This window comes from Pseudoduganella sp. GW821-FHT12E03, assembly GCF_058807115.1.
This window is the reverse complement of the sequence record NZ_JBXAQJ010000018.1, coordinates 81,545-107,534: the sequence shown is the minus strand read 5'-3', so window position 1 is coordinate 107,534 and position 25,990 is coordinate 81,545. Positions and strand designations below refer to the sequence as shown.

Below are 25,990 nucleotides of genomic sequence, written 5' to 3'. Positions count from 1 at the left end.
GAGTGGTAGTTCAGTTGGTTAGAATACCGGCCTGTCACGCCGGGGGTCGCGGGTTCGAGCCCCGTCCACTCCGCCAATTCCTGAGAAAGGCCCGATTCGTCGGGCCTTTTTCTTTTTCCGGCGACGCTATGACTGTTTTGCCGCAGCACCCCTATCTCCGCTACCGCGTGCGCATGGCGCACCACGGTTTGCTGGCATTTCTTGCCAGCCTCACCAATTCGATGGAAATCCTGTTGCTGGTATTTGGCCACGTGCTGGTCGGCCTGTGCGCGGTGATTGCATTTCCCGGCATGCTGGCGGTCACCCTGGACTGGCCCGCCATGCTGGCCATCCTGGCTGGCCAGACGCTGCTGATTGCCACGCCTTCCTGGCTGCTGCGCCAGCGCCTGCACCCCAATGCCGCGATTGCCTGGGCCTGGCCACTGCCGCTGCCGCCCGCGCTGGGCCGGCGCGGCGACCTGTTGGTGGCGGGCATGCTGGCGGGACCGGTCACGCTGGTGTACGCGGTGTCGTGCGGTATCTGGCTGTGGCATGCGCCGGCCTTCCTGCGGCCCGTGATGCCGCAAGCGGTTGCCGCCACCGTGGCCACGCTGGTGCTGGGCTGGCTGCTGGCGGCCACCATGCTGGCGGCACGCCGCCGCCAGTCGCGCCCTGCCGCGCCGCGCGCTGCGCTGGCCCCTGCCACCACGCCCTATGCGGCAACGCCGCTGCACCCGTTCTACGTGGCGCTGTGGCGCCAATTATTCTGGCTGCCATTCTGGCGCGGTGACAACAAGGTCGGCCTGCAGCAATGCCTGTTGCTGGCCTTGGCTCTGGCCGCCACCGCGGTTTGGCTGCGCCATGCGGTGCCCGCCATCCCCGCTGCCGCGCTGGGCGCCATGGCCAGCGTGGCGCTGGTGTTGCTGACCGACCGGGGCGACAAGGCCGTGCGCGAACAGGCCGCGCGGCTGGCGGAACTGCTGGCCGCCTGGCCGCTGCGCAGCGCGCCTTTGAGCATCTGCGCCCGCCTGTTCAGCCTGCTCCCGGCACTGGCGGTGCTGGTCTTGCACGCGCTGCTGGCCGGAAACACAACTGCCGTGCGCGTCTGGCAACTGGCGGCGCTGGCCGCCTGCGGCGCCATCGTCGCGCTGCCGCTGGCGCCGCGCGGACGTGTGGTGCTGGTGGTGTTATCCGCCGTACTCCTGACTGCGATAGGAAGTGAATTCTGATGCTGGCCATCGAACACCTGAACTTTGAATATGCGGGCCACCCGCTGTTCCGCCATTTCGGCCTGCAACTGGACGCCGGCATCGCGTGGCTGCGCGGTGAAAACGGCGCCGGCAAGACCACCTTGATGAAACTGATTGCGGGCGCGCTGCTGCCGCACACGGGCACACTCACGGTGGCCGGCATCGACAGCGCGCGGCAAGCGCTGGAATACCGCCGCCGGGTGCACTACTGCGGCGGCGATACGCCGGCCCTGCCCTGGCTGACCGTGCGTGAACTGTTTGATTTGCACCTGGCGCTGTATCCGGGCGCCGACGCGGCCACCTTGAACGCGCAACTGGACGCCTTCCGCCTGCAAGGCGTGCTGGAGCAGCCCGTCACGACCCTGTCGCTGGGCCAGCACAAGAAAATGCAGTTGTCCCTGGCCCTGGCGCTGCCCGTCATGGTGCTGCTGATCGATGAACCGTTCAACGGCCTCGATACGGCCGCCGTGGCCTACCTGCGCACGCAACTGGCCGATCCGGTCCGCCGCGCGCGCCAGTGCACCGTGCTGACCAGCCACCTGGAGCCGGACTTGCCACTGGCGCAAACGATACAACTGTGACGGCTGACACTTGCAACTTGACAATAATCGGTCAAAATCGAAAGAGTTCCCGTGGTTTTCCCGGGCTCATTCGTTATGGAGTCGCTCCCGATGTTCGGTCTGTTCAAATCCCCCAAGCTGTCGCCGCGCCTGCACCGGTTGAAGGAATCGACGCTGTTTGCGTCGCTGACGCCGGTGGAATTGAACATCGTCGACGATTTGATGCATGAACGCCGCTACGTGGCCGATGAAATCATTTTCGACGAAGGAGAAGAAGGACAGGCGCTGTACCTGGTGATGTCGGGCCGCGTGATCATCAGCCGCGCCCACAGCGACGGCGTGGAAATTGTCGCGGAAATTTCGCCCGGGTCGTTCTTTGGCGACCTGGCCCTGCTCGACAACGCGCCGCGCAACGCCCAGGCCCGCGCATTGGACCATTGCGAACTGGCGGTGTTCTTCCGCGCCGACTTCATGGGCCTGATGGAAACCGATGCGAAAATCGGCTACAAGATTGCCCTCGCCCTGGCCCGCCACATCGGCCACCGCCTGCGCGAGTGGATGGCCGGCAAGCCGCAATTTGAAGCGTTGTGAGGCGTTATGAAAATCGACCATATCCGCCTGCCCGGCGGTGCACAGCGCAGACTGCCGCCCGTGAACCATGAAGAAGCCGCCGGCCCGCTGGTCTGGATTGGCATTATCGCCAGCACTTGCGTGCTGCTGCTGATCACGCAGCACATGCTGTGGCTGGCCATCCCGTTCTTGCTGGCGATCATCCTGTATTACCTGCTGATGCCGCCCATGCAGCGGCTGCTGCGCATGGGGATCGACCGCAACCTGGCGGCGCTGCTGGTGGGCGGCAGTTTCTTGCTGGCGGTGGCGCTGGCGGTGCTGGCCAGTATCAGCTGGACCGCGGCGCCGGCCGATTCCTGGCAAGACATGCTGGGCCGCTACCTGCAGGGGGGCCTGTCTTTCGTGCGTTCACTGCTGCTGGGGCTGGAACAGCAATTTCCCATCCTGCACGACATCCACTTAAGCCAGATCATCAACAGCCAGTTCACCGCCTACACGGAAGACTTCGTGCAAAGCCATTTGACCGGCTTTGTGGTGTCGGTGGCGGGCTGGTTTCCCGCACTGTTGCTGGCGCCGTTTTTAACCTTCTTTTTCCTGCGCGACGGCCACCTGTTCAAGAAATTCCTGGCGCGCGCCGTGCCGAATGCCTTCTTTGAACGCACCCTGTGCCTGCTGCATGAAGTGGACCAGACCGCGCACCGCTATTTCCAGGGCCTGGCGTGGCTGACGGTGCTCGACACGGCGGTGCTGGCGTTCGGCCTGTGGGCCATCGGCGTGTCGTCGCCCGTGGTGCTGGGACTGATTTCCGCGCTGCTGGCGTGGGTGCCCTACGTGGGGTCGATCGTCGGCTGCATCATGGTGGTGATGGTGGCGTTCACCGATGGCGCCGGCGATCCGCTGGTGGCGTACAGCGCCATCGGCGTGTTCATCCTGGTGCGCCTGCTCGATGATTTCGTTTTCATGCCGCTGACACTGGGCCGCAGCCTGCACATGCATCCGTTGATGACCGTGCTGATGATTTTCATTGGCGGCGCGGTGGCCGGGGTGGCGGGCCTGATGCTGGTCTTGCCGCTGCTCGGGGTGGTGATGGTGGTGGGGGAAACCGTGGGACGGCTGACCACCAATCCGCGCCTGCGCGCCCGGCATCGCAATGCCAGGGCGCTGCGCGAGAAGCAGGCCAGCGCCGATCTGATCTTGTGATGGCGCTGACTCCGTAGGGCGGCTTTAACGGGGACGCCGAGTCAAAGCCGCCTGCATGCGTCAACGCGGCGCACGCATGGCGGGTTCATAGAACCCGCCCTACGGATTATGCGGCAACAGCTACGGCTGGCTCGTCCACCTCGTCACCGGAACGGATCAGGTGATCGAACGCCGACAGCGCCGCCTTCGCCCCCTCGCCGGTGGCGATGATGATTTGCTTGTACGGCACCGTCGTCACGTCACCGGCGGCAAACACGCCCGGCACCGAGGTCTGGCCACGCGCATCGACTTCGATTTCACCGTGGCGCGACAGCGCGATCGTCCCTTTCAGCCATTCCGTGTTCGGCACCAGGCCGATTTGCACGAACACGCCTTCCAGCTCCACCTGGTGCGACGCGTTGCTGCCGCGGTCGGTGTAAGTCAGGCCCACGACTTTCTTGCCGTCGCCGAGGATTTCCGTGGTTTGCGCCGACACAATGACGGTCACGTTCGGCAGGCTGCGCAGCTTGCGCTGCAACACGGCATCGGCACGCAGTTCCGCGCCGAATTCAATCAGGGTCACGTGCTGCACCAGGCCGGCCAGGTCGATCGCCGCTTCCACGCCGGAATTGCCGCCGCCGATCACAGCTACGCGCTTACCCTTGAACAGCGGGCCGTCGCAGTGCGGGCAATACGCCACGCCGTGGTTGCGGTATTCCTTCTCGCCCGGCACATTGATTTCACGCCAGCGCGCGCCCGTTGCCAGGATCACGGATTTGCTTTTCAGGGTGGCGCCGGAGGCGGTCTTTACTTCAATGATCTTGCCCGGCACCAGTTCGCTGGCGCGCTGGGTATTCATGATGTCGACTTCATACGCCTTGACGTGCTGCTCCAGCGCCACGGCAAATTTCGGGCCATCGGTTTCCGTCACGGAGATGAAGTTTTCAATCGCCAGGGTATCGAGCACCTGGCCGCCGAAGCGTTCCGCCAGCACGCCGGTCTTGATGCCTTTGCGGGCGGCGTAGATCGCCGCGGCCGCGCCGGCAGGACCGCCGCCGACGATCAGCACGTCGAACACGTCTTTCTTGCTCAATTCCTCGGCGGCGCGGGCGCCGGCATTGGTGTCGAGTTTCGCGAGGATTTCTTCCACGCTGGTGCGGCCCTGGCCGAAATGCTGGCCATTCAGGAACATCATCGGTACCGCCATGATCTGGCGCTCTTCGACTTCTTTCGGGAACACCGCGCCATCGATGGTGATGACCTTGATGCGCGGGTTGATGACGGCCATCGCGTTCAGCGCCTGCACCACTTCCGGGCAGTTGTGGCACGACAGCGAAATAAAGGTCTCGAACGTATAGTCGCCGTCGAGATTGCGGATCTGTTCGATCACGGCTTCGTCGAATTTGATGGTGTGGCCGCCCACTTGCAGCAGCGCCAGCACCAGCGACGTGAATTCATGGCCCATCGGGACGCCGGCAAAGGTCACGGCGATATCGGTCCCGGGGCGGGTAATGGCGAACGAAGGGGTACGCGGGGCGCCCGCACGTTCCACCAGGGTGATCTTGTCGCTCAGGCCGACCACGTCGGTGAGCAGCGCCTGCATTTCGCGGGCTTTGTCGGAATCGTCGAGCGATGCAACGATCTCAATCGGCTGCACGACCTTTTCCAAATAGGCTTTCAACTGGGTTTTGAGATTGGCATCCAACATGACTTTTTCCTTTTTCTTTGAACGGCGCCGGGGTCGAATCCGGCGCCGTGGTACAGCGTTTAATTACCGGTGCTTAGATCTTGCCAACCAGGTCCAGCGATGGGGTCAGCGTAGCGGCGCCTTCGGTCCACTTGGCTGGGCACACCTGGCCTGGGTGCTCGGCAACGTATTTGGCGGCTTTGACTTTGCGCAGCAGTTCCGATGCGTCGCGGCCGATGCCGTTGTCGTGCACTTCCATCACTTTGATGAAGCCTTCAGGATTGATGACGAAGGTGCCGCGCAGCGCCAGGCCTTCTTCTTCGATCATGACTTCGAAGTTACGCGACAGGGTGCCGGTTGGATCGCCGATCAGTGGGTATTGCACTTTCTTGATGGCGTCGGAGGTGTCGTGCCATGCTTTGTGAGCGAAGTGGGTGTCGGTCGAAATGCCGTACACGTCCACGCCCAGCTTTTGGAATTCAGCGTGGGTGTTTGCCAGGTCTTCCAGTTCGGTTGGGCAAACGAAGGTGAAGTCGGCCGGGTAGAACACGAATACCGACCATTTGCCTTTCAGGGACGCTTCGGTCAGGTCAACGAATTTGCCGTTGTGGAAAGCGGTTGCCTTGAATGGTTTGATCTGGGTGTTAATCAGCGACATTGTGGTTTCCTCGTGAGGTTTGTTATCAATGAGACGTCAGTCTAAAGGTTTGATCGCCATTTGAAAAATTGATTGTTCCAATCATTTCAATTGACTTTGACTATCATACAAGATAGCCAAGACGCTATTATCCCCGTTCCGGCGGGGATGCGTTATTTTGGCTGGCCGCGCAGGTGGGCGTCGAATTCCGCGGCCGGCATGGGCTTGGCGAACAGGTAGCCCTGGCCATAGTCGCACCCGGCCTGCGCCAGTAAATCGCGCTGTTCCAGGGTTTCCACGCCTTCGGCGATGACTTTCAGGCCCAGCTTGTGGGCCATGACGATGATCGCGTCCGACAGCGCCATGTCGGACGAATCGGGGGCCAGGTTGCGGGTAAAGCTGCGGTCGATCTTCAGGTAATCAATGTCGAATTTCTTCAGGTACGACAGCGACGAATAGCCGGTGCCGAAATCATCCAACGCGACCTGGATGCCGCCGTCGCGCAATTGCAGCAATTTCTTCGTGACGGCGTTGGACGCGTCCAGCAGCAAGCCTTCAGTGATTTCAATCACCACCGACTGCCCCGGCAAGCCCAGTTCCGCCAGCTGCCGCATCCACCCTTCGTAGCCGCCTTCGCGCTGGAATTCCAGCGGCGACTGGTTCACGCTGACCTGGAATTCCGGGTGGATGTCGGCGCGCCAGCGCTGGATCCAGCGCGCCGATTCCTGGAACACCCATTCGCCGATTTCGTGGATCAGGCCGGACGATTCGGCCAGTGGAATGAATTCCAGCGGACTGACCATGCCGCGCAGCGGATGCCGCCACCGGACCAATGCTTCGGCCTTGTGGATGCGGCCGGTACGCAAGTGCACGATGGGCTGGAAATACAATTCCATTTGCCCGGCCTTGACGGCGCCGCGCAAATCATTGGTCAGGCGCATGCGGTTCAGGGCCGCCACCTGCAGCGCCGGCGTGAAGTAGCTGAAGCGGTTGCGGCCGGCATCCTTGGCGGCATACATGGCCTGGTCCGCATGCTTCAACAAATCATCAACGGAACTGGCGTCATCGGGATACAGCGTGATGCCGACCGAGGCCGACACGAAGGCCTGTTCCTGTCCCAGCTGGAACGGCGCGCGCAGGCTGTCGATGATATTTTGCGCAATGGTTTCCACCCGGCCGATATCGCTCAGTGCACCGAGGATCACGGTAAATTCATCGCCGCCCAGGCGCGACACGGTATCCGATTCGCGCACGCAGGCGCCGATGCGGCGCGCGGCATCGACCAGCAGGATATCTCCCTGGTGGTGGCCCAGCGTATCGTTGACTTCCTTGAAGTGGTCCAGGTCAATGAACAGGATGGCAATCCGGTTGCCATCGCGGCGGCTCTTGATGATCGCCTGCTCCAGCCGGTTGTGGAACATGCGCCGGTTCGGCAATTGCGTCAGGGTGTCGAAGTTGGCTTGCTGCCAGATCAGCGCTTCGGTCTGTTTCTTTTCCGTGATGTCTTCGATCATGCACAGGTGCAGCGCCTGCTGCGCGCCGTTGCTCGCACCTGCGCCGGACACGGCGGTAATCGAGGCATCGACCCACACCACGGAACCGTCCGGGCGCAGCATGCGCTTGGCCAGCTTGAAGCCGGACTGGCGGTGCGCCGCCATGGCGTCGATTTGCAATTGCTCGGCCGCCACGTCTTCCGGATGGCTCAGGTCGCGCCAGGTGCTGGCCTTCATTTCCTCCAGCGTGCGGCCGGCGATTTGCTGGTAGCGCGGATTGATGTCGCTGAACTGGCCGGTGTTGGTGTCGATCAGCGCAATGCCCAGCGGCGCCGCTTCAAACATGGTGCGGAAGCGCTCTTCCCCTTTGCGGATGGCTTCCTGCGCGCGGTTGCGCTCGCGCGTCAGCAGGCTGAAGTGCACCGCCGCGCCGAGGATCAGCAACACGCTGGCCGCGCCCAGCACGCGGTACAGCCACGTCAGGCTGGGGCCGCTCTCGACGTTATAGAGGAAGCCGTCAAACGTCACGCCTTTTTGCAGCATGCCCAGTTCGGCATAAATGTCGGCAATGTGCTGCCAGCGTTCCGGGTTCATGTAGCCGATTTCCACCAGCACCGGCTGCACCAGCGGCACCATGGCGCGCGCTTCGAACAGCAAATGCTGGCGGTCGTTGCGGCGTGAATATTTATTCAGGATCAGGTCGGCGATTTCTTCCTGGTGGCTCATCGCATATTGCCAGCCGCGCATGCTGGCGGCGCGGAAGGCCTTGACGCGCTCCGGATGCTGCTTGATTTCCTGTTCGCTGGTAAACAGGTTGTCGCCATAAAAATCGATGCCGGCATTGCGCGGGCTGTAGATATCGTAAGGGAAACCAATGCGGTCCAGGTAATCCGGTTCATTGGTCACGTATACCGACATCGCATCGATGCGGCCCTTGACCAGGTCGTCCGGATTGTAGGTGTGTTCGACCCGGATCAGATTGGTCGGGGCGATGCCTTCCTTCTTCAGGTAGGCCATGATTTCATCGGCTTGCGTCAGCTCATCCGTCAATGAACCGATCATCGCGCGCTTGCCGACAATCGCGTGCACGTCGGGCGTCGCGCCCGACTGCGCCATGATCAGCGCGTACGGCGAGTGCTGGAACACCACGCCCAGCACCACCACCGGCTTGCCGGCCAGCCGCGCCAGCAACAGGCTGCTGCTGCCGACGCCATATTGCGCCTTGCCGGCCAACACCGCGCGCTCCGGCTCATTGCCGTCCGCGCCTTCGAGGATTTGCACGTCCAGTCCCGCTTCGCGGTAATAGCCTTTTTCCACCGCCGCGTAATAGCCGGCAAACTGGAACTGGTGCGTGTGCTTCAGTTGCAGCGTGAGCTTTTCCTGCGCATGCGCCGGCAGCGCGCCCAGCGCCGCCAGCCATAGTCCTGCGAGGATCAGCAACCGCCGCAACATCGCCCTTCCGTTACGGCAAGGCGGCGGGCGCCGTCACGTCGGTTTGCGTGCCGTTGCCCAGCTGGCCTTCCGTGTTGCGGCCCCACAGCCACACGGTATTGTCTTTTTGCAGCGCCACGCTGTGCTGCAAGCCCGCTTCGATCGTCACCCACGTGATGGCCGTGCCGATCTGGGTCGGCGCGCCGACGTTGACAGTGCTGCCATTGCCGACCTGACCATTGCTGTTCGAACCCCAGCCATACAGCGTGCCGTCGGTGCGCAGCGCCAGCGAGTGCGCCTGGCCGGAAGCAATCACCGACCAGCTGGTGGCGGTGCCCACCTGGGTGGGCGTGGTGGCCGTCACGGCGGCATTCGAGGTGGCGACACCCAACTGGCCGGATGCGTTATCGCCCCATGCCCACAAGGTGCCGTCGGAGCGGATCGCCAGCGAATGGGTGCCGCCGGCGGAGACGCTGGCCCAGGTCGAGGTGCCGATTTTTGCCGGCTGTTGCACGTCCGCAATGGCGTTGTTGCCCAGCTGGCTCTTGGCATTGCCGCCCCAGACCCACAGCGAGCCATCCATGGCGCGCGCCAGCGTATGGGTGGCGCCGGCCGAGACGGCGGTCCACGTTACCGTGGCGGCCGGCGTACCGGTCGTCACGGTGGCCACACGGGTCGGCGCCAGACGGTCGATCTTGCTGTTATCGCCCAGCTGGCCATTGAAATTGCGGCCCCAGCCATACATCACGCCGCTCTTGTTGATTGCCATGCTGTGCGATTTGCCGGCGGCAATGTTGACCCAGTCCTTGGACGCGCCGACTTTCACCGGCGCATTCTTGTCGGCCGTGGTGCCATCGCCCAACTGGCCATTCTGGTTAAAGCCCCAGGCCCACAACACGCCATCGCTGTCGATCGCCAAGGTATGCAACTCCCCCACCGCGACTTGTTTCCATGGCAGCTTGACGCCTGTGGTGGCGCTGACCAGCGCCGGCGACGTGCGGTCCGCATTGGAATTGTCACCCAGCTGGCCCTGGCGGTTCCAGCCCCACGCATACAAGGCGCCATCGGCGCGGCGGCCCACCGTGTGGTTGCCGCCCGCCGAAATCCCGTCCCACTGGCCGCGCACGTTCACGGTGGTCGAACCGGCAACGGTCCCCACCGTGGCGGTCACGGTATCCGAACCGATCGCCTTGCCCGTCACCAGACCGGTGCCGGACAGCACCGTGATGTTCGTGCCCTTGGCCGACCATGTCAGGCCGGTGGTGATGGCGGCCGATTTGCCGTCCGAATACGTGCCGGTGGCGGTCATTTGCTGGGTCAGGCCCACGGCCACGGTCGGGGTGGCAGGCGTGACGGCAATCGACAGCAGGGTCGGCGTGGTGGTGGTGGTGGTGCCACTGTCTTTGCTGCCGCCGCCGCAGGCGGCCAGCAGCGCCAGCATCGGCGCCAGCAGTAATGACGTGGTTTTCAGGGATATGTTCATAGTTGTCCAGTTGTGGTCCGGGGTCCGGTCTGCGCGTCCCCGATCTGAACAATCAGTGTAGCCGCATCCCGCCCCGCACGTTCATGAGAGCTAGGATGAATTATCCATGCATTTGTGAAATTTGAGGGCAGAAAACAACACGGCGGGCATTCCGTGTGGAATGCCCGCCGTCTCTTTCCAGCAGATGACTTGTCAGCTGGTTATTTCCGTCCGCGCGGCGCCGGGCTGGCCTTGGCCACCGGCCGGCCACCTTGTTTGACTGGTGCGGATGCGGGCGCCGCCTTCTTCACCTTGATGGTGTCGAGGATCGATGGACGGGCCTTGGTTTCCACCGTGGCGCGGGCCGTCATGGAACCGGTCAGCGCGTTCGGCTTGCCGCCACGGCCCAGGGCCACCGGCAAGCCCTTGCCGCGCTTGTCCGAGCCAGGCGCCATCATCGGCATGGCGCGCTTGCCCTGCGAGACCTTGAAGTTTTCCTCACCCTGCACATAGGGCGGGATCAGGTGGCGCTCGCCGGTGCCGATCAAGTCGCCCCGGCCCATGCGGCGCAATGCATCGCGCAAGATCGGCCAGTTCTTCGGATCGTAGTAGCGCAGGAACGCCTTGTGCGCGGTGCGCTGCTTCTGGTTGCGCGGGGTTTCCACGATTTCCGAATCTTCCGTGACCTTGTGCAGCGGGTTGCGGCGCGAGTGGTACATAGCGCTGGCCATGGCCATCGGCGTCGGCATGAAGGTTTGCACCTGGTCCAGGCGGAAATTGTTTTTCTTCAGCCACAGCGCCAGGTTCAGCATGTCTTCATCGGTGGTGCCCGGGTGGGCCGCGATGAAGTACGGGATCAGGTACTGTTTTTTGCCCGCCTCGATCGAGTATTTCTCGAACATGGCCTTGAATTCGTCGTACGCGCCAATGCCCGGCTTCATCATCTTGGACAGCACGTTGGTTTCCGTGTGCTCCGGCGCGATCTTCAGCAAGCCGCCGACGTGGTGCGTCACCAGTTCCTTCACATACTCGGGCGAACGCACGGCCAGGTCATAGCGCAGGCCGGACTGGATCAGGATCTTTTTCACGCCCTTGATTTCGCGCGCCTTGCGGTACAGCTTGATCAGCGGGTTGTGGTTGGTGTTCAGATTGACGCAAATCGACGGGTACACGCACGACAGGCGGCGGCACGTCTCTTCGATTTCCTTGCTCTTGCACGTCAGGCGGTACATGTTGGCGGTCGGGCCGCCCAGGTCGGAAATAATGCCGGTGAAGCCTTTGGTCTTGTCGCGGATATGTTCGATCTCGCGCAGGATCGACGGTTCGGAACGGCTCTGGATGATGCGGCCTTCGTGTTCCGTGATCGAGCAGAACGTGCAGCCGCCGAAGCAGCCGCGCATGATGTTGACGGAGAAGCGGATCATTTCCCAGGCCGGGATATTCGCGTCGCCATAGCTCGGGTGCGGCCCGCGCGCATAGGTCATGTCATAGACATTATCCATTTCATCCATGGCCAGCGGCAACGGCGGCGGATTCATCCACACGTCGCGGTCGCCGTGCTGCTGTACCAGCGCACGCGCATTGCCCGGGTTCGATTCCAGGTGGAACACGCGCGACGCGTGGGCGTACATCACGGGGTCATCCTTGACCACGTCATAGGCAGGCAAGCGCACCACGGTGCGGTTGTGCTTTTCCTTCGCCATGGCCTGGCGCTCTTCGCGCGTCATGATGCGAATTGGTTTGACCGTCTGTTCCGGCGCCGCGTTTTCAGAAGCGCATTCCTTCTTGTCTTCCTTGGCCATCGCATACGGATCCGGATGCGGATCGATCCGGCCCGGCACATCGACGCGGGTGGAATTGTGCACACCCCAGTCTTCACCCGGCATCCAGCCCAACGGCACCAGGAAGGCGGTGCCGCGCAAATCCTTGATGTCCTTGATTTTCTCGCCGGCAGCCAGGCGCTTGGTCATATCGACCAGCGCGCGCTCGGCATTGCCGAAGATCAGCATGTCCGCCTTGGATTCCGTCAGCACGGATTTGCGCACCTTGTCCGACCAGTAATCGTAGTGGGCAATGCGGCGCAGCGACGCTTCGATCGAGCCGATGATGACCGGCGTTCCCGGGAACGCTTCACGGGCGCGCTGCGCATACACGGTGACCGCGCGGTCGGGACGTTTATTGGCTTCGCCCCCCGGCGTATACGCATCATCCGAGCGCGGCTTGCGGTCCGCCGTGTAGCGGTTGACCATCGAATCCATGTTGCCGGCCGTGATACCGAAGTACAGGCGCGGCTTGCCCAGGGCGCGGAACGGTTCCGCGGAAAGCCAGTCGGGCTGGCTGATGATGCCGACGCGGTAGCCGTGCGCTTCCAGCAGGCGGCCGACCAGGGCCATGCCGAAACTCGGATGGTCGATATACGCGTCACCTGTCACGAGGATGACGTCGCACTGGTCCCAGCCGAGTTGTTCCATTTCGGCGCGGGACATGGGGAGGAAAGGCGCAGTGGGAGCGCGCTCAGACCGTTTAGGAACGGCCGCAAACAAATTGGTGGGGGTCATAGCCCGGCATTGTACCGGAAATGCACCGGCTGCGCACATCCGATAGTCAATTTCAATTGGAAAATCTTATATTTTTCAATAACTTGTGAAGATGGACATGTCCACAAAAGAAAGGCACCACTATTGCCTTTGACATTGCATTTCTTGTTAACTTTGCTATAACTATTACACATACCCCGCTCGGAGATTACCATGCGCCGTCGTCTCTACTACATGCTTCCAGACATCCCCAGCGCGCGTGCCATGCTGGATGAATTACTGCTTGCACGCATCGAAATCAGCCACATTAAGTTCCTTGCCAAAGATAAAACATTACCCTCAGACATGCCCGATTGCAGCTTCTTGCAGCGTACGGATATCGTGCATGGCGCCCAACTGGGCATGGTGATCGGCGGCATCGTGGGCTTGGGTACCGCAATCTTGCTGACCATGTTCCCGCCTGACGGCTGGACCATCCGCACGGCCGCTATTTTGCTGGTCGCGCTCGGTGGCGCGCTGTTTGGCGGCTGGGCCACCGGCATGAATGCGGCCGCCATTCCCAACACGAAGCTGGAACAGTTTGAGCCCCGGATCGCACAGGGGCAGGTGTTGATGATTGTCGACGTGCCACCCGGCCGGGTGGCGGAAATTGAGGAAATGATCCAGAAGCGTCACCCCGACTTTGCCTTTGGCGGTATCGAACCGCCGATGCTGGCGTTTCCGTAACGCTGGCTGCCCGGGACTTCCGGTCCCGGGTTCTCCAATTCAGTATATTCCAGTATATCAAGCACTTAGACGGGGACGGATAAGTACCGTAAGGTATTTATAGGTCAAATCTGGTCAAAAGGTCCCCAACAATGGCAAGCAAGAAGCCCCAAAACGAGCGCGTTCTCGAACGCAACATCACCTCCCGCTGCGATGGATTTTCGTTTCGTGTCCGCCTCACGATCAACAGCGCCCGTATCGACGAAACGTTTGACACCCTCCAGGAAGCCCGAGCCTACCGGGATCGCATGCGAGCGGACGCCACCACCGATCCAACGCATCGACTGGTGCTCGAAGCGAAGCAGAAAAAGGAAAAATTCCTCAATACGACTTTGACTGAACTGCTCGATCGTTACCTGGTCGAGATCACCCCGAAAAAGAAGGGCTGGTATGTGGAGACATACAAGATCGGCAAGCTGAAGCGTTATGAAATTGCCCGCCTCCCGATGTATCTGGTTGGCCGGGATGCTGTACAACGATTCATGGGTGTAGCACGTCGAGAAGGCTGGTCCGACAACAATCTTCGCAAGTACCTCATGTTGATTTCCAGCGTGTTCCAGGTAGCGACTAAGCGCTGGGGAATGATTCTGGAAAACCCTATCCGATCCATCGAGGTTCCCGGTAATGGTCCTGCCCGCGAACGGCGCTTGGAAACCGGTGAGCACGAAAGGATCTGGGCGGAGCTGAGAAAGGCCCGGAACCCATACGTTATTTCAATTTGCGACCTCTCCGTGGAAACGGCATCCCGCCGCGGCGAGCTGCTGAAACTACTCCGCAAAGACGTTGATTTTATCAACGCGGCAGCGATTTTGAGAAACACGAAGAATGGTGATGATCGGGTCATCCCTCTATCGAAGCGCGCGATCGAAGTGTTGAGGCAATTACCGATCTCGATCGACGGGAAAGTCTTTCCCGTCACTGAGAGACAGATCCGGCAAACATTTACCTTGGCAAAGCGGCGGGCGCGCAAGCTTTACGAGCAAGAGTGCTTTGCATCGGGTACACAAGCGCAGCCCGGCTACCTGGTCAATCTGCGCTTTCACGATCTGCGCCACGAAGCGACAAGCCGGCTGTTCGAGAAGGGATTGAGTGTGATGGAGGTAGCGTCTATGACCGGACACAAGACTTTTGGCATGTTGAAGCGCTATACGCATCTCAGGCCGAGCGATCTTGCCAAGAAGCTCGGTTAGCCGTAGCGCTTCCACAATGCGAAAAATAAAAAATCCCCGCTCTCAGGCGGGGATTTTTCTTATAGGCGAGGGCTAATACCGTTCGCTGCCAGGCCTGCCGTGATAGCGCAAGCGGCGCTGGTCAACGACGACGAGATTGCGAGTGTAACTGCTGAAATAGAATGTGCATCCATAGTAGAGCCTCCCATAAGATTAAGAATTGCGGTTAAAACGGGTCCAATCTGATTCTGTGGAATCGAAAGGACAACGCAAGTCAAACATAAAATGGCAGACACCAGCAGCGGCGGATTCGAACCGCCCACGCCTCCGAAGACTGTAATTCAGAAGAAGATAGCAATTATACACGAGTTTCCATCAAGCATCAAGTGTAGCGGCTCAAACTTGATCTGACAGTGATTGCCAGATGGGTTAGAGTCGTCGATCCAAAAAACGGCCATTCTCAGGATCAAATGCCATGGTGAGCTGCTACATGTGTGACAACCTCGCAGTCAGTGTGGAACATGTACCACCACGCTGCCTGTTTCCGAAACAGAAGGATCTGCCAAGCGACGTCGACTTGCGCCGGGAATTGCTGACAGTTCCGGCCTGCGCCCAGCACAATATGGAGAAATCGCGAGAGGACGAATACTTTCTCAGCGTGATCGTCGGCATGGAAAGCGTCAATGCCGTTGGTATCGAACACTACCGCCACCAGATCCGACGGCAATATGCACGAAACAATAGCCTGCTGCGTCGGTTCAAAAGCCGCTCCATCGATTTCGGCGACAAGCTGGGGCACACGGTAGAGATCGAGCGCTTGGACAGCTTTATTGAGCAACTAGCGCGTGGCCTCTACTTTGTCCATTTTGGTCGGAAATGTCAGGGCCGCATAGGTTGGTTTCCCGAGTTCCTCTCCCGTATAACCGAGTTGGACCCGCAGCACGAGCGTGTTCGGCTAAGCATGATTACCCGCAACGAGCACAAGTTTTCGACGACTCCCTTCCTTGGCGCGAACCAGAGTGTCTTCACCTATCAGGTGATGGGAACGGAACAGGAGTGCGAAATGCGCCTGCATTTTTATGGGGGGGTGAAGATACTGCTCGCGTTCCAGCATCCAATGACCGTGCATCCTAGCTATTTACGGCCTCTGCCCGGTACGGAGGGGGCGGTGTAGCGACCTGGTCGCCCCTATGGCGTCCATTGATGGCAGACAAATAGATGGGTTAGTTGGATTCGTCTGTCCGCTTCGGGGTGCGGAAGCTTCCTCCCAACTGACAAGCAATGTCAGTTCAAGTCTGGGGCCAGTACACATCAAGATCTGCCTACGCGCCTCAATAGCCGCGCACGACCGCGCCGTGCATTACCGGGGGACGCGTTGGCGCCAAGCAGGCTCATGCTTAACAAGGCCTTCACCTGTCCCACCCAGAAGTCTTGATGTGCCAGACAGAAATGGGCCGTCCACGATTCGACTGAACGGCTCGACAGTTTCGTCGATCATCCAATTGACCAGCTCCGACACGCGAGGCATAAAGTAATGAAGATCCACTTCTATCAAATTTGATTTCGACCGGAAGCGGCTAGCCGCGTCCATGTTTCGCTCGCGGCGCAGATCCGCCGTCTGGGCGTCGCGCTCGACGTCCATGCCGATATGAGCGATCGAGAAAGGCGCACTCGCGACTTGGCGATCAATGTCGGCTAGCTTGGATCGAATATGGCGCGCTCGCGCCTCAACAGAGGATTCGGCCAAGCAACGCCAGAAAACCGCCGTGCCGTAGTCAATCTCATCGATGTATCGAGTATCTTCGATACGGGGAACTCCTCCGCAAATCAAGTGAAATTGCTCTTGAGGCCTATCGCCTCCGGCCAACAAGCGAGCAAGCTTGGAGCCAAGAATGATGGAGCTATCCCGTGTGTCCCGGCGTACGGCCTCGATATCGGAAAAACGAACCACGCCTTCGCCGAACTCGTCCTTCCACGGATAGGCTCCTGGTAAAAGAATTTGGGAGTCCTTTACCACTTGGAGGTGCCTTAGAAGATAGTCATCGGGAACGTTGGTCAGCTCCGCAGTGAATGTGACATCCACCACGAGACTCGCTCCTCGTGCGTGAACAAAATCATTGACCTCATTGAGGATGGCAATCGCTCGACGATTCTCGCTCTCCTCATAAACACTGCTCCGAAGCCGTTTGCACTCGACATGAATGTCTAAGGGATCATCATCGTCATCATCCAAGCCAATGCGAAAATCAGCGGAACGAACTGGGCCCTCAACGTTGAACGCAACGCGAAGCCCTGGCTCCTTCGCATAGCGCAAAGCCGTGATCAGTTCAAAGATTCCGCTGTCGGGGTGCCGTTCGTTCAGCCTCAACATGCGCTTGCTGCGATCACTCGCGCCGGGAATACTGCGGAGCCGGTCGACCTCACGTCCAATCGCAGCTAGAAACGGTAGCGTCTCAGAGGAGAGCTCCACATCATAGGTTCGTCGGTCTCGTAGAGTCGCAACGCCTTGAGCCAAGATAACGGCCATTCGATCCTCGAAGCCGTCGAACGGATCTCGCGAACTCCAACGCCCATCGCTGAAATCAGTGGCGCCACGATAATGCGCTCGCGCGCTCTCAATACGCTCAGCCAGCTCCAATGGGTTCTCGCACACTTCGAAAAACCATCGCAGAGCAGCCTCAACATGCGATCCGTCATCGTTCAAGTCGGCCAATTCTCCCTCCTTGGAAAGCTGTACTGCACAATGCAATTAAGCAATTTGCTTAGAATATCACCATCAACCGTGGAGATACTTCGTACAACACTCTTTCCCAGCACACATCCTAGAGTGCTATCCTCTAGGCATCACAACTGCTTAATTTCAAAGCTATGGAGGCGGATATGGATATGACTATTAAAGCGATTTTCTTTAACAGTCTGCGCAGCTACTTCGCACCACTTACAGGTGCAATTTCTGGCACCTGCCAAGCTATCAAAGAGGAGATAGCCCGGCGAGATCGCGTATTCCGTCGCTAAGGTAATGTTTTACTTGAGTAACTGATGTATTCGTACCCAATAAACATACATACGGACGGACCTGAACGCTTTCCGTATCCAAGCAACGAAACAAGGTAGGGAAATGAATTTTCTTGCAATATGGGGCCCGACAATACTTCTCTTTGTCATCATTGGAGTGTTCGCGCGCCGCTATCGCTCAAACCGAGCTACTTCAGAAGCCGACGTTGACCACACGAATGCCTACTGGGACGAAATTCGGCGCAAGCGGCTACACAACAAGCTGTAAGCTGCGCTGTGCGCCAAAGCTGAACCGTATCCCAGCAGGCGCTCAAAAGTCAGCCGCTCGCTTAAACGCATCCCAAGACCGCTGGAAATCTGGATTTTTTTGCAACTCCAAGATTGTCCCGGCATTCTCGGCATTAGCAATGCGCTGCAGCACGTCCCCGCCGGCTTTAACTGCCTGTTCATTTTTCTGGCCAGAAGCCAAATACGCCCCGACCTGCTGTTTGGCGTTTGCAATCTGCGCGGCCACACCTTGCTGAACACTATTTGCCTGGCGATGTACTTGGCCGCTGGTCGGCACTTTATCTCCTGCTGGATGATGCTCGTCCGCGCCCATGCTTGATGCAGTTCCGGTAATCGCCGCCGGGGCGCTACCGGCATTCGTAGCGACTTGACCAAAATCGGCCGGCGCAACCTTGCTGAGCGCGCTCGTTGCATTGCTCAGGGCCTGTGCGTTGTCTGCTGCTCGATCAGCACGGTCAGACAGGGGTTTCGCCGAAGGGTCATTCACAACGCTAGCGTAGGCGGCAATTCCCTTGAACCCGACTGCCCGCTCGTCAGCATTGCCAGATAGGGTCATGTCACGCAAAGCTGCCAACGTCGCTCGGTCATCGTTGTAGCCACTCTGAAGATATCCGCTTTTGCGGTCCTGGAGACTATCTTGCAATTCGGCCTGACGCGCATCCGTTCCTGCAACTTTGCCAATTACCCCGCCCGCCGCTAGCATTGCTGCACCACTTGCCATGCCTGGTTGTTTTCCGGCACCTGCGGAACCTTGATCGACAGCCAGGCTTCGCAAGGCCGCCAAGGAGACAGAAGTACCGGTCCCCATACTCTCTGAGAGCTCATTCCTAATTGCTGCAGATTGCACCGCAGCAGCGGCTTCTGCAACCGATCGGTCCAGTCCCCTTATCCGCTGCTCATCGGCAGCCCGTTCGGCAGATTTGGCTACTGATCCCGATGCCGTCGTTTTACTGGATTGTCCGGATCTATCACTTGAATCGTGCCCAGATTTCAATGTTGAAGCGGTTCCAGTATCCTGCTGCGCGCTCAAGGTGCGGCCACGTTGATCCTGTTCTTGCGAATTAGTATCAAAACTGAAATTAGCACTGGCGGCAGGTTTAGGCAAAGGAATGCCGGTGCCAGATTGCCTTGCCCCATTCTGCGGAATGGTTGTTTTACCTGGCGCCAGAGGGCCATGCTGCCCGCTCACAAGTTCTCCAGATTTTGGCTCGGCTGGATTACCAGGTCTGTTCCCAGAACCGCTGTTGGCCGTCATGCCGGCCCCGGCCGTGACGTTAGTCGAGCCAGTCGTAGTTTGAGCATAAGAGCTCTTGTCGGATACCGCCTGCTTGCGCGTAAAGCTTTGATCCCCACCCGTACTTACTGATTCAGCGTGGCCGCCTTCAGTGCCACTTGAGCCCTCAACGCTTGTCCTGTACTGCTCACCGTATTTCTCCGAGAAAGCGGCTCGCGCAGATTCGTTGGCCTTCCTTTCAGACGCAAGCCGGCTTGAAAGATCCGAGCCAGCACTAACACTGCTGGACGAGCCGGATCCAAGGGTGACACTCCCATCGCCTAACGCTTCGTAGCCTGCCCGCGGGCCGCTCGCAGGTCCCACTCCGCCGGGAGTTCGGGCGCCGCCGGCAAACGGCACACCCATCGATTCGACTTGCTTAGATATGGCGTCGACGTTAGCAGCCCTGTTGACGTCCGGTGCCGCTTTGTTTTCGTCAAGATAGGCCGCACCACTGCCGCCAGCCTTATTTGCAAGGCTAACCAATCCATAGATAGATCCGGTCAGTAGCGATAACGTAATCATCGGCGTCGCGGCCATAAACGTGCCGGCCGTGGCCATCGTATTCACCAAGTCTTGGTAGAACTGATCGATGTGCTCGGGCGTCAGCACACCGTTGTGACGAAGGTTAGCCATCTTGCTAAAAAATGACGTTTGGGCATAGTAGCTAATGATCGCGGCCGTGGGCATCCAAGTCTGCGTCCATAACCCAAATACCATATACGACGCGACCAGCTTGATCGAGTGCGCGCCCATGACCGCGATGACCAGGGCGACAATGGGCGTGAATGCGATATAAAGGAAGGTGAACAAATTCATCGCAGACACGGATAAATTGACGAACATGCTCCCTTCGCCGGCCATATCAAGCCTGGCTTTTTCCATCCCTTCGCGCAAAATTTGCTGGTAGGTTGCCTCCGCATTTTCACTCGAGGCCGATTGGATCATCGCCTTGATGTGTGGAGGGAAAACAAGATTCATCATGATCGCATTGTTGTCGGCGCTGATCGTCGCACCGAGCTGTTGCGTCCACGTCGCGATGATGTTGTACGAGGAATCGACTCCAATGCCGCCGCTGCTACCAGGAGATTCTGAATTTGCATCTTGCATTCCCATACGGGCAGCCAGGTCGGCAGAGAAGCTTGAGCTCAAATTAACTCGATATTGGCCACCGGCAGGCAAATTGTTGCTGGCATTGGTGACGTAGCGCTCCATCGCATCTTGCAACGCGGCTCCAGCATAAGGACATGGAGCAAACGCACCATCACCATTCTCAGACCACCAAATCATTGTGCCAGTGGTCTGACTGGAGAAAAATTTCGAGATGCCGTCGACCTTTGTGAGAAGGCTGGTATTTGCTCGAACGCCACTGGCGGGATGCAGGCAATAGCGGCCGTAGCTGAGCAGGTTGTTGCACAGGTTCGAATTACTGGTACAGCTAAATGCACTGCGCGCGCCAAGCAAAATTCTCAGTGGCTTTGCAAAGCCGTCGGTGCCCAACGCAAGGAAACCGCCGCCGGCATCGGCCGAGGTGAATGTCGTATCAAAGGCAGCGGACAACCTCTGTCCGATCATGCCAAATACACCTGCTGGTATGGCCAAGCCGATCGGAACGTTATCGACGAAGTAGAGCTGAGCCGCGCCAACGGATCCGCCAGAGGCATCGAAATACGAGCTGACTTTGACAGTGGTTTTCGGATAGAACAGCGCGAAGGTCAACAAGACAGACAGCGCCCAAGGACCTATCTGCATCTGTACCTTCGAAACGGAACTGGCCAGCATGAGCACTAGGCTCCCGATCACCATCGCGCCAATACCAGATCCCATGAACGAATTTGCAGTGGCATCGTTGCCGCCAAAAAGCATCGCAATGGCATTCAGGGCTGCGACCATGGGGCGCGCATCTCCAACTGTATAGATGATAGGGAAATCACTTGGTGCACTTACATATGCAGGAGTGCCGATAGCCTGTGGCATGGCGATGCCTGGCAAAATAGCAAACAGCGAAAGCAACAGGACGCGATTGATTTTTCTCATCTTAGCGTCCATTCGCCGACAGGTTCGGCGCAGCAAAGCGCTTCACACTTGATAAGGAATTTAGGATGTCAACCTGCTTTTGAAGCAGTGCCCACCCCGACTCTGGAAGAAAGTCGTTCAGTTGCGACTCGAAATCCTTGACATTCTTTTGCATCCATACGGGCATGGGAAGTGCCATCGTATTTGCTTCATTGGCGATTGAGGAATCCGGAAACGATGCATTGACGGAGCGGACCATGGCGCGCCCAATGGCCACCGTCATTTCATCGGCCATCAAATTCATGATGCGCTCCACTAACGACTCATACGTACTACCAGAAGCTCCTGCAGCTTCAGTCAGCAAAATGCCACTGTTGACGGAGAAGGCCCGTAAGAAAGTCAGTTCCGAGGCTGAGAGCGGTTGTGCCAGCTTGATTTTGGATGCTATCGAGCCAGGTTGAACTCCGATGAATACGCCGCTCGAGCTAGGCTGTGCGCCGGCGACCATTGTCACGATATAGCTGAAAACACCTGGGAAGGTCATCGGCTTTTGGTCTATTTTCTGACAGGTTTTGGGCTTGGCAGCATCGAACTCCCGGCAAATCCTTACCAGTGGGGGCGCTGCTTCGATGGCGCCGTTGCGAATCGCGCTGAGCCGGATCAGACTCTGGTGTAGATCTCGATCCGGTACGCTGCTCGCGCTGGATGTCGTCTGTGACTGAGCCCCAGTACCGTTATTCACGCCGGCCGACAGCTGATCTGCGGTGGCAATGATCTCCGTCCCAAACACACTCATCAGAAGAGACATGGCTCCGGCATCACCACCAAGCGTTTGAGTGTTCATGTAATTAAAGCCGCCGGTGGTGATCATCGAATTCGTCAGCAGGTTTCCATAGGCTGTGCTGTCGTTTTCACTGTTCCCTCGTTGGCTTGTTGAGCCCTTGCTGTACTGATCCCACCAAGCAGAGAAGTTATCGGTCAACGTACCTTTTGCCACCGACGTCGCCGCCTCGACCGCAGCCAGAACGCTTTCACCGGACTTGGCTGCCGCGGTAGCCCCAACATCGCCGCTGATTACACTTCCCAGTTGCTTACCCAGGGTACAGGTGTTCTTTGTTGAACTGGACAGATCCTGCACCATCCTCATGAATTTCGAAAGCTGGTTTTCACACTCTTTGCACAGCGATGCGATTGCCAGGTGAACCAGGTAGACGCTGGCAGATTGGACTACCGCGCGCGTCAACGTTTTTATCTGTTCACCGTTCAGCATGGAGAATGACCCGAACTGCACATCGATGCCGGAGCAGCCGTACTCCATGCGCGGCGGGTCATATGAGATCAGGTTGAAAGTGCGAACAGGGGTCCTGATGGAGGCACTTCCTCCAAAAATGCCCATGCCTTGGCCATTTGAGTATGCTTGCGCCTGGGTGGTGTTCCACATGGCATCCAACTCGCCGTTGAAGCCAGCGTTCGCCTGAACCTGCAACGCCGCGAGCAGGACGCATGCGATCAAGCGCCGTTTTGTCAATCTTGTAGGGAGGTTCTGCATGTTCTTCCTTGGAAGTAGTTCACCTCAGCCAAGGATCACACGCGAGTCCTAAACGGAAAAACCTATTCAGGCGAACCAAAAAAATAACTAAGGCTCTAGACCATCGACTGATCCCTAGCCAAACAGGACTCCTCCACCAGGCGTAAAAGCGCACTCATCAATGCGGTCCCGTTCTCCGGAGACGAAAAACGGCGACGTAGGCAATCAGTGGCAGCTAAAAGAATTTCTGCGGCCACATCTGGATGTTGCACAATGGCGCCGCGCACGCTTGTGATGAATTTGGGAATGTTATTAATGCGCGCCGGAAGGTAGCTGCGGCCGACGGCCAAACTAGGGCTTTTAACATTGACGTGAGGCATGCTGATTCCTTGGGATGTGAGCAGGAAGAGGAGTGGCGGTCAAACAGCGAATGACCACCACCCCAATTTAATACGCTAAAGGAACGCATGTCAATGACCATTGACAACCATGACTACTAAGACAACAAAAAATTATCTGGACGATGTCCTTAAAAATTATCCTTCAGTCAAAAATGATAACCAGTTGGCCATGTTGATTGGTATTACTCGGCAAGCGGTTTCTCAGTATAAGAATGGGCAAAACATGAGTGTTTTGGTTGCCATCAAACTAGCCAAACTACTTGGTATCGACCCGATGGAAACCGTAAGCGCAACAATGCTAGCTCAATGTAAAAGCGACGAGGAAAAAATATTTTGGTCATCCCTTTATGAAAGATCAGCAAAATTTGATAGTTAAATCTGAGACAGCTTGGATTTATAAAATATCCGGCAATAGGAAAATTATGCGCGCTACTTCATTGATTTTAATTCTTTAAACAACTCAATCAGCATTACCCCTTTATCCGGAATCCGCCTTACATAGCCAATACCTATCGGAATTCTGGGCATTATTTCAGCGCCACGACTTCTTTTCCATTCAGATTTCAGCAAAGTAGCAATTCCTTTCACTTGCTCGCGCACCCCTGCAAATGCTGGGGAACGCCACACAGTGTCAATCCATTGCTTCAATTCATTGTCACGTTTTTTCCGAACTGTTTGAATGATGGCGCCGCGGACTTCAGCATATCTCTCTGCGGTGTAGCGCCAAGTCCAGGAAGGTCTAGCATTTCCAGCTCTAATATGGCGCACCAATTCGTATCCAGTCACATAAACTCGATCAGATAAAGCATCACGCCACTTCTCACGCCCGGCTTCATCATGCTGCCATCCTCCCGTTGACACCAAAAGTATCCATAGAAGTTGCGGCTGTCCTTCTTGATACAAGAAAAGCAAACGAGAGCTGCAATATCCAGCTTTTCGCATGCGATGAGCTGTAACTTTATCCGCATGACATCCATACATAGATCCCATCTTGGCTGAAAAAAAACCAGCTTTTTCAATTGGTATGTGGCCCATGATATAGCGATGATGTCCAGACCTGACTAGGTCAGCAACTCGCTGCATAAAGCTGGTTTTCTTGGTAAAAACGTAAGGGTTCATAGCTTTCTTTTCTATTGCCACAGGGTAACCTCGGATTTTTTTGGCGTAACCAAATATATAGAGAACATCTGTTTTTTAGATGTTGGCGTAACCTAAGGTAATAAGATTCCTGACTACGGAAAAACGTTGTCATATACTTTCTGCACGCCAGAGGCTAGCCCCCTCGATTTAGCAACACACGTCGGGGGCGCCATCCTCCGACCGTACCGTGCATGGGACGGATGTCCCTATAGCTGATCCGCCAAGATCAGTTACACCGGTGAAGCGTGGTGCTTTTAACGAAGCTCGCCATGCTACGACGAGCGCTGAGGGGTGCAATCCCCCTCTTCGACTCAATCCAACGCAATGGAAATATTGGGCGACACGGACACGGACACCCTGGTGACAGGTGAATTGTTCCGGCCATAAACGAAGTGGTGAAAATCCACAGTGAGGGGTGCTCGAAAGGGTATTACTCATTCCGAACGTGTGGGCTTCAGCACCGACGTAATTCGGTGAGGTACACGGGAGAAATCTTGGTGTGCTGGTACTTGGTGGCGCAAGCTATCAAGATCGATGCATAGCTTAAGCATGTCGTTGTAACCCCATCGATAGGTGAGGGTGCATTTCGGTTAGTAATACGAAGGGATTGCCGCGGCTTCAGTCCGTTGGTAAATCAGAAGGTGGAAGTTTGGCAAACGAGTAAGGGAGCGTTTTTGGAATCTTTAGCCCCCGAAATCGAATCTCGAAAGAGATAGAGAGCTGAAAGGCTAGTTTGTGAAATGAGCCTGGTTTCGTCGTGTTATGACGTTTTTTGGCTAACGTGGGAATCTCCGACTGCCAGACTGGGTGGCACCAGTTGCAGTAGGCAAGGGAGAGGGAGACTGGCTGAGTAGTATTCGAACGTGACGGCGCACTGATTACGTGTCGTCATTAGTAATGAAAGGCTGGACCGGTGGAAAATGCGCATAGAACCCTTGGCAGGGTTCGACGTGTTGTTTGGCGTAATGCGACAGCTTGGCAGCTGTCTTTCAAGGGGGGGCTTGGCCGCTCCCCCAGCATATTTTAAGGTAGCGTTAGTAAACGTAACCTTGGCCCGTTTCTACAGAACGGATTATTAATAACAGCAATCAGTAATGATGAGGTCAACCAGCTTAGTGGGAGATAAAACCAGACCAGGGCGATCCCTATGCTGGCCGTAGCAACGTTAAAGACCTTTTGGATGGCAACAGAAGCTGCCCGCTTATGTTGCGCCGTAATCTCAGTGATTGAGAAAGTCGAGCATGAATTCCTGTCGGAAATTTTAATTAGCAAGGAAAGAGAAATTATTATTTTTTCAACGGAAACATCCAGAAATTTCGGGAAATTAATTTTTTAGATAAACCAAAAAATAACCGTTACCTCTATTAGAAAGTGCACTTGCATTAACTTTTTTGAGTGCCATTAGAAAATATTCTAAGCGCACTGTTTCCCATTGGTCCCCTACTGCCTTGAGGCAGAGGGGACCTTTCAACTTCAATTTTCTAAGATAATTTAGAAGATCAACACTCAGCTGGACTACCTATAGACTACTTGCTGCTTACTGCTTACTGCTTACTGCTTACTGCTTACTGCTTACTGCTTACTGCTTACTGCTTACTGCTTACTGCTTA

The 25,990-nt window shown here is 57.5% G+C and carries 19 protein-coding genes; 9 read left to right on the top strand and 10 right to left on the bottom strand.

The window, feature by feature from the left end; all coding sequences use genetic code 11:
* Positions 1 to 128 precede the first annotated feature (128 nt).
* The 4 genes from AC1RRC_RS31500 (at position 129) to AC1RRC_RS31485 (ending at position 3,559) form a co-directional block, all read left to right on the top strand.
* Complete coding sequence (locus tag AC1RRC_RS31500) at positions 129 to 1,208, top strand: hypothetical protein (RefSeq protein WP_493059756.1); 1,080 nt, start codon at positions 129 to 131, stop codon at positions 1,206 to 1,208.
* On the top strand, positions 1,208 to 1,810 hold the full coding sequence (locus AC1RRC_RS31495) for an ABC transporter ATP-binding protein (protein WP_493059755.1): 603 nt from the start codon (positions 1,208 to 1,210) through the stop codon (positions 1,808 to 1,810). The genes AC1RRC_RS31500 and AC1RRC_RS31495 overlap by 1 nt, the downstream gene beginning before the upstream one ends.
* A 90-nt stretch (positions 1,811 to 1,900) precedes the next feature.
* Positions 1,901 to 2,380, top strand: coding sequence for a cyclic nucleotide-binding domain-containing protein (locus tag AC1RRC_RS31490; protein ID WP_493059754.1), 480 nt, complete (start codon positions 1,901 to 1,903; stop codon positions 2,378 to 2,380).
* A 6-nt stretch (positions 2,381 to 2,386) separates the two neighbouring features.
* Entirely contained in the window at positions 2,387 to 3,559 is a 1,173-nt protein-coding gene (locus AC1RRC_RS31485) for an AI-2E family transporter (protein WP_493059751.1), read from the top strand.
* 106 nt (positions 3,560 to 3,665) lie between these two features.
* Here the strand turns inward: AC1RRC_RS31485 and ahpF are convergent, their stop codons facing one another.
* The 5 genes from ahpF to AC1RRC_RS31460 form a co-directional block, all read right to left on the bottom strand.
* Positions 3,666 to 5,246 (bottom strand): alkyl hydroperoxide reductase subunit F, encoded by a 1,581-nt coding sequence (gene ahpF, locus AC1RRC_RS31480; RefSeq protein WP_493059749.1) that lies wholly within the window; start codon positions 5,244 to 5,246, stop codon positions 3,666 to 3,668.
* A gap of 73 nt (positions 5,247 to 5,319) precedes the next feature.
* Positions 5,320 to 5,883, bottom strand: a complete 564-nt coding sequence (gene ahpC, locus AC1RRC_RS31475) for an alkyl hydroperoxide reductase subunit C (protein ID WP_493059748.1) — start codon at positions 5,881 to 5,883, stop codon at positions 5,320 to 5,322.
* A 152-nt stretch (positions 5,884 to 6,035) separates the two neighbouring features.
* Positions 6,036 to 8,807: an EAL domain-containing protein gene (locus AC1RRC_RS31470; RefSeq protein ID WP_493059747.1), complete on the bottom strand. Its 2,772-nt coding sequence runs from the start codon at positions 8,805 to 8,807 to the stop codon at positions 6,036 to 6,038.
* Positions 8,808 to 8,817: 10 nt separating this feature from the next.
* Positions 8,818 to 10,269, bottom strand: a complete 1,452-nt coding sequence (locus AC1RRC_RS31465) for an RCC1 domain-containing protein (protein ID WP_493059746.1) — start codon at positions 10,267 to 10,269, stop codon at positions 8,818 to 8,820.
* Positions 10,270 to 10,469: 200 nt separating this feature from the next.
* The gene (locus AC1RRC_RS31460) at positions 10,470 to 12,734 is read right to left on the bottom strand and encodes a YgiQ family radical SAM protein (RefSeq protein WP_493059745.1); all 2,265 of its coding nucleotides are present in this window, start codon (positions 12,732 to 12,734) and stop codon (positions 10,470 to 10,472) included.
* Positions 12,735 to 12,998: 264 nt separating this feature from the next.
* Between AC1RRC_RS31460 and AC1RRC_RS31455 the strand changes: the two genes are divergently transcribed.
* The 3 genes from AC1RRC_RS31455 to AC1RRC_RS31445 all read left to right on the top strand — a co-directional run bounded on the left by AC1RRC_RS31455 (position 12,999) and on the right by AC1RRC_RS31445 (position 15,893).
* Positions 12,999 to 13,511, top strand: a complete 513-nt coding sequence (locus tag AC1RRC_RS31455; protein WP_493059744.1) for a DUF1269 domain-containing protein — start codon at positions 12,999 to 13,001, stop codon at positions 13,509 to 13,511.
* A gap of 131 nt (positions 13,512 to 13,642) precedes the next feature.
* A complete protein-coding gene (locus tag AC1RRC_RS31450; RefSeq protein WP_493059743.1) occupies positions 13,643 to 14,740 on the top strand; it encodes a site-specific integrase in 1,098 nt (365 codons plus the stop codon).
* Positions 14,741 to 15,194: 454 nt separating this feature from the next.
* Positions 15,195 to 15,893, top strand: a complete 699-nt coding sequence (locus AC1RRC_RS31445) for a hypothetical protein (protein ID WP_493059742.1) — start codon at positions 15,195 to 15,197, stop codon at positions 15,891 to 15,893.
* Positions 15,894 to 16,079: 186 nt separating this feature from the next.
* Here AC1RRC_RS31445 and AC1RRC_RS31440 read toward each other — a convergent pair whose 3' ends face one another.
* The gene (locus tag AC1RRC_RS31440; RefSeq protein WP_493059740.1) at positions 16,080 to 17,432 is read right to left on the bottom strand and encodes a hypothetical protein; all 1,353 of its coding nucleotides are present in this window, start codon (positions 17,430 to 17,432) and stop codon (positions 16,080 to 16,082) included.
* A gap of 167 nt (positions 17,433 to 17,599) precedes the next feature.
* On the opposite strand from AC1RRC_RS31440, the gene AC1RRC_RS31435 reads away from it, so the two are divergent.
* Positions 17,600 to 17,734: a hypothetical protein gene (locus AC1RRC_RS31435; protein WP_493059739.1), complete on the top strand. Its 135-nt coding sequence runs from the start codon at positions 17,600 to 17,602 to the stop codon at positions 17,732 to 17,734.
* Positions 17,735 to 18,044: 310 nt separating this feature from the next.
* Here AC1RRC_RS31435 and AC1RRC_RS31430 read toward each other — a convergent pair whose 3' ends face one another.
* The 3 genes from AC1RRC_RS31430 to AC1RRC_RS31420 form a co-directional block, all read right to left on the bottom strand.
* Positions 18,045 to 21,332 carry a conjugal transfer protein TraG N-terminal domain-containing protein gene (locus AC1RRC_RS31430; protein ID WP_493059738.1) on the bottom strand — a complete coding sequence of 1,096 codons (3,288 nt, stop codon included), beginning with the start codon at positions 21,330 to 21,332 and terminating at the stop codon, positions 18,045 to 18,047.
* A 1-nt stretch (position 21,333) separates the two neighbouring features.
* Entirely contained in the window at positions 21,334 to 22,860 is a 1,527-nt protein-coding gene (locus tag AC1RRC_RS31425) for a conjugal transfer protein TraH (RefSeq protein ID WP_493059737.1), read from the bottom strand.
* A 95-nt stretch (positions 22,861 to 22,955) separates the two neighbouring features.
* Positions 22,956 to 23,219, bottom strand: coding sequence for a hypothetical protein (locus AC1RRC_RS31420; RefSeq protein WP_493059735.1), 264 nt, complete (start codon positions 23,217 to 23,219; stop codon positions 22,956 to 22,958).
* Positions 23,220 to 23,328: 109 nt separating this feature from the next.
* On the opposite strand from AC1RRC_RS31420, the gene AC1RRC_RS31415 reads away from it, so the two are divergent.
* Complete coding sequence (locus tag AC1RRC_RS31415; RefSeq protein WP_493059733.1) at positions 23,329 to 23,616, top strand: helix-turn-helix transcriptional regulator; 288 nt, start codon at positions 23,329 to 23,331, stop codon at positions 23,614 to 23,616.
* A 53-nt stretch (positions 23,617 to 23,669) separates the two neighbouring features.
* On the opposite strand, the gene AC1RRC_RS31410 is transcribed toward AC1RRC_RS31415, so the two are convergent.
* On the bottom strand, positions 23,670 to 24,380 hold the full coding sequence (locus tag AC1RRC_RS31410; RefSeq protein WP_493059732.1) for a hypothetical protein: 711 nt from the start codon (positions 24,378 to 24,380) through the stop codon (positions 23,670 to 23,672).
* Positions 24,381 to 25,990 lie beyond the last annotated feature (1,610 nt).

Coding starts and splice junctions, on each gene's coding strand:
- AC1RRC_RS31500 (WP_493059756.1), top strand. CDS start 129: ATGACTGTTTTGCCGCAGCACCCCTATCTCCGCTACCGCGTGCGCATG.
- AC1RRC_RS31495 (WP_493059755.1), top strand. CDS start 1,208: ATGCTGGCCATCGAACACCTGAACTTTGAATATGCGGGCCACCCGCTG.
- AC1RRC_RS31490 (WP_493059754.1), top strand. CDS start 1,901: ATGTTCGGTCTGTTCAAATCCCCCAAGCTGTCGCCGCGCCTGCACCGG.
- AC1RRC_RS31485 (WP_493059751.1), top strand. CDS start 2,387: ATGAAAATCGACCATATCCGCCTGCCCGGCGGTGCACAGCGCAGACTG.
- ahpF (WP_493059749.1), bottom strand. CDS start 5,246: ATGTTGGATGCCAATCTCAAAACCCAGTTGAAAGCCTATTTGGAAAAG.
- ahpC (WP_493059748.1), bottom strand. CDS start 5,883: ATGTCGCTGATTAACACCCAGATCAAACCATTCAAGGCAACCGCTTTC.
- AC1RRC_RS31470 (WP_493059747.1), bottom strand. CDS start 8,807: ATGTTGCGGCGGTTGCTGATCCTCGCAGGACTATGGCTGGCGGCGCTG.
- AC1RRC_RS31465 (WP_493059746.1), bottom strand. CDS start 10,269: ATGAACATATCCCTGAAAACCACGTCATTACTGCTGGCGCCGATGCTG.
- AC1RRC_RS31460 (WP_493059745.1), bottom strand. CDS start 12,734: ATGTCCCGCGCCGAAATGGAACAACTCGGCTGGGACCAGTGCGACGTC.
- AC1RRC_RS31455 (WP_493059744.1), top strand. CDS start 12,999: ATGCGCCGTCGTCTCTACTACATGCTTCCAGACATCCCCAGCGCGCGT.
- AC1RRC_RS31450 (WP_493059743.1), top strand. CDS start 13,643: ATGGCAAGCAAGAAGCCCCAAAACGAGCGCGTTCTCGAACGCAACATC.
- AC1RRC_RS31445 (WP_493059742.1), top strand. CDS start 15,195: ATGGTGAGCTGCTACATGTGTGACAACCTCGCAGTCAGTGTGGAACAT.
- AC1RRC_RS31435 (WP_493059739.1), top strand. CDS start 17,600: ATGGATATGACTATTAAAGCGATTTTCTTTAACAGTCTGCGCAGCTAC.
- AC1RRC_RS31430 (WP_493059738.1), bottom strand. CDS start 21,332: ATGAGAAAAATCAATCGCGTCCTGTTGCTTTCGCTGTTTGCTATTTTG.
- AC1RRC_RS31425 (WP_493059737.1), bottom strand. CDS start 22,860: ATGCAGAACCTCCCTACAAGATTGACAAAACGGCGCTTGATCGCATGC.
- AC1RRC_RS31420 (WP_493059735.1), bottom strand. CDS start 23,219: ATGCCTCACGTCAATGTTAAAAGCCCTAGTTTGGCCGTCGGCCGCAGC.
- AC1RRC_RS31415 (WP_493059733.1), top strand. CDS start 23,329: ATGACTACTAAGACAACAAAAAATTATCTGGACGATGTCCTTAAAAAT.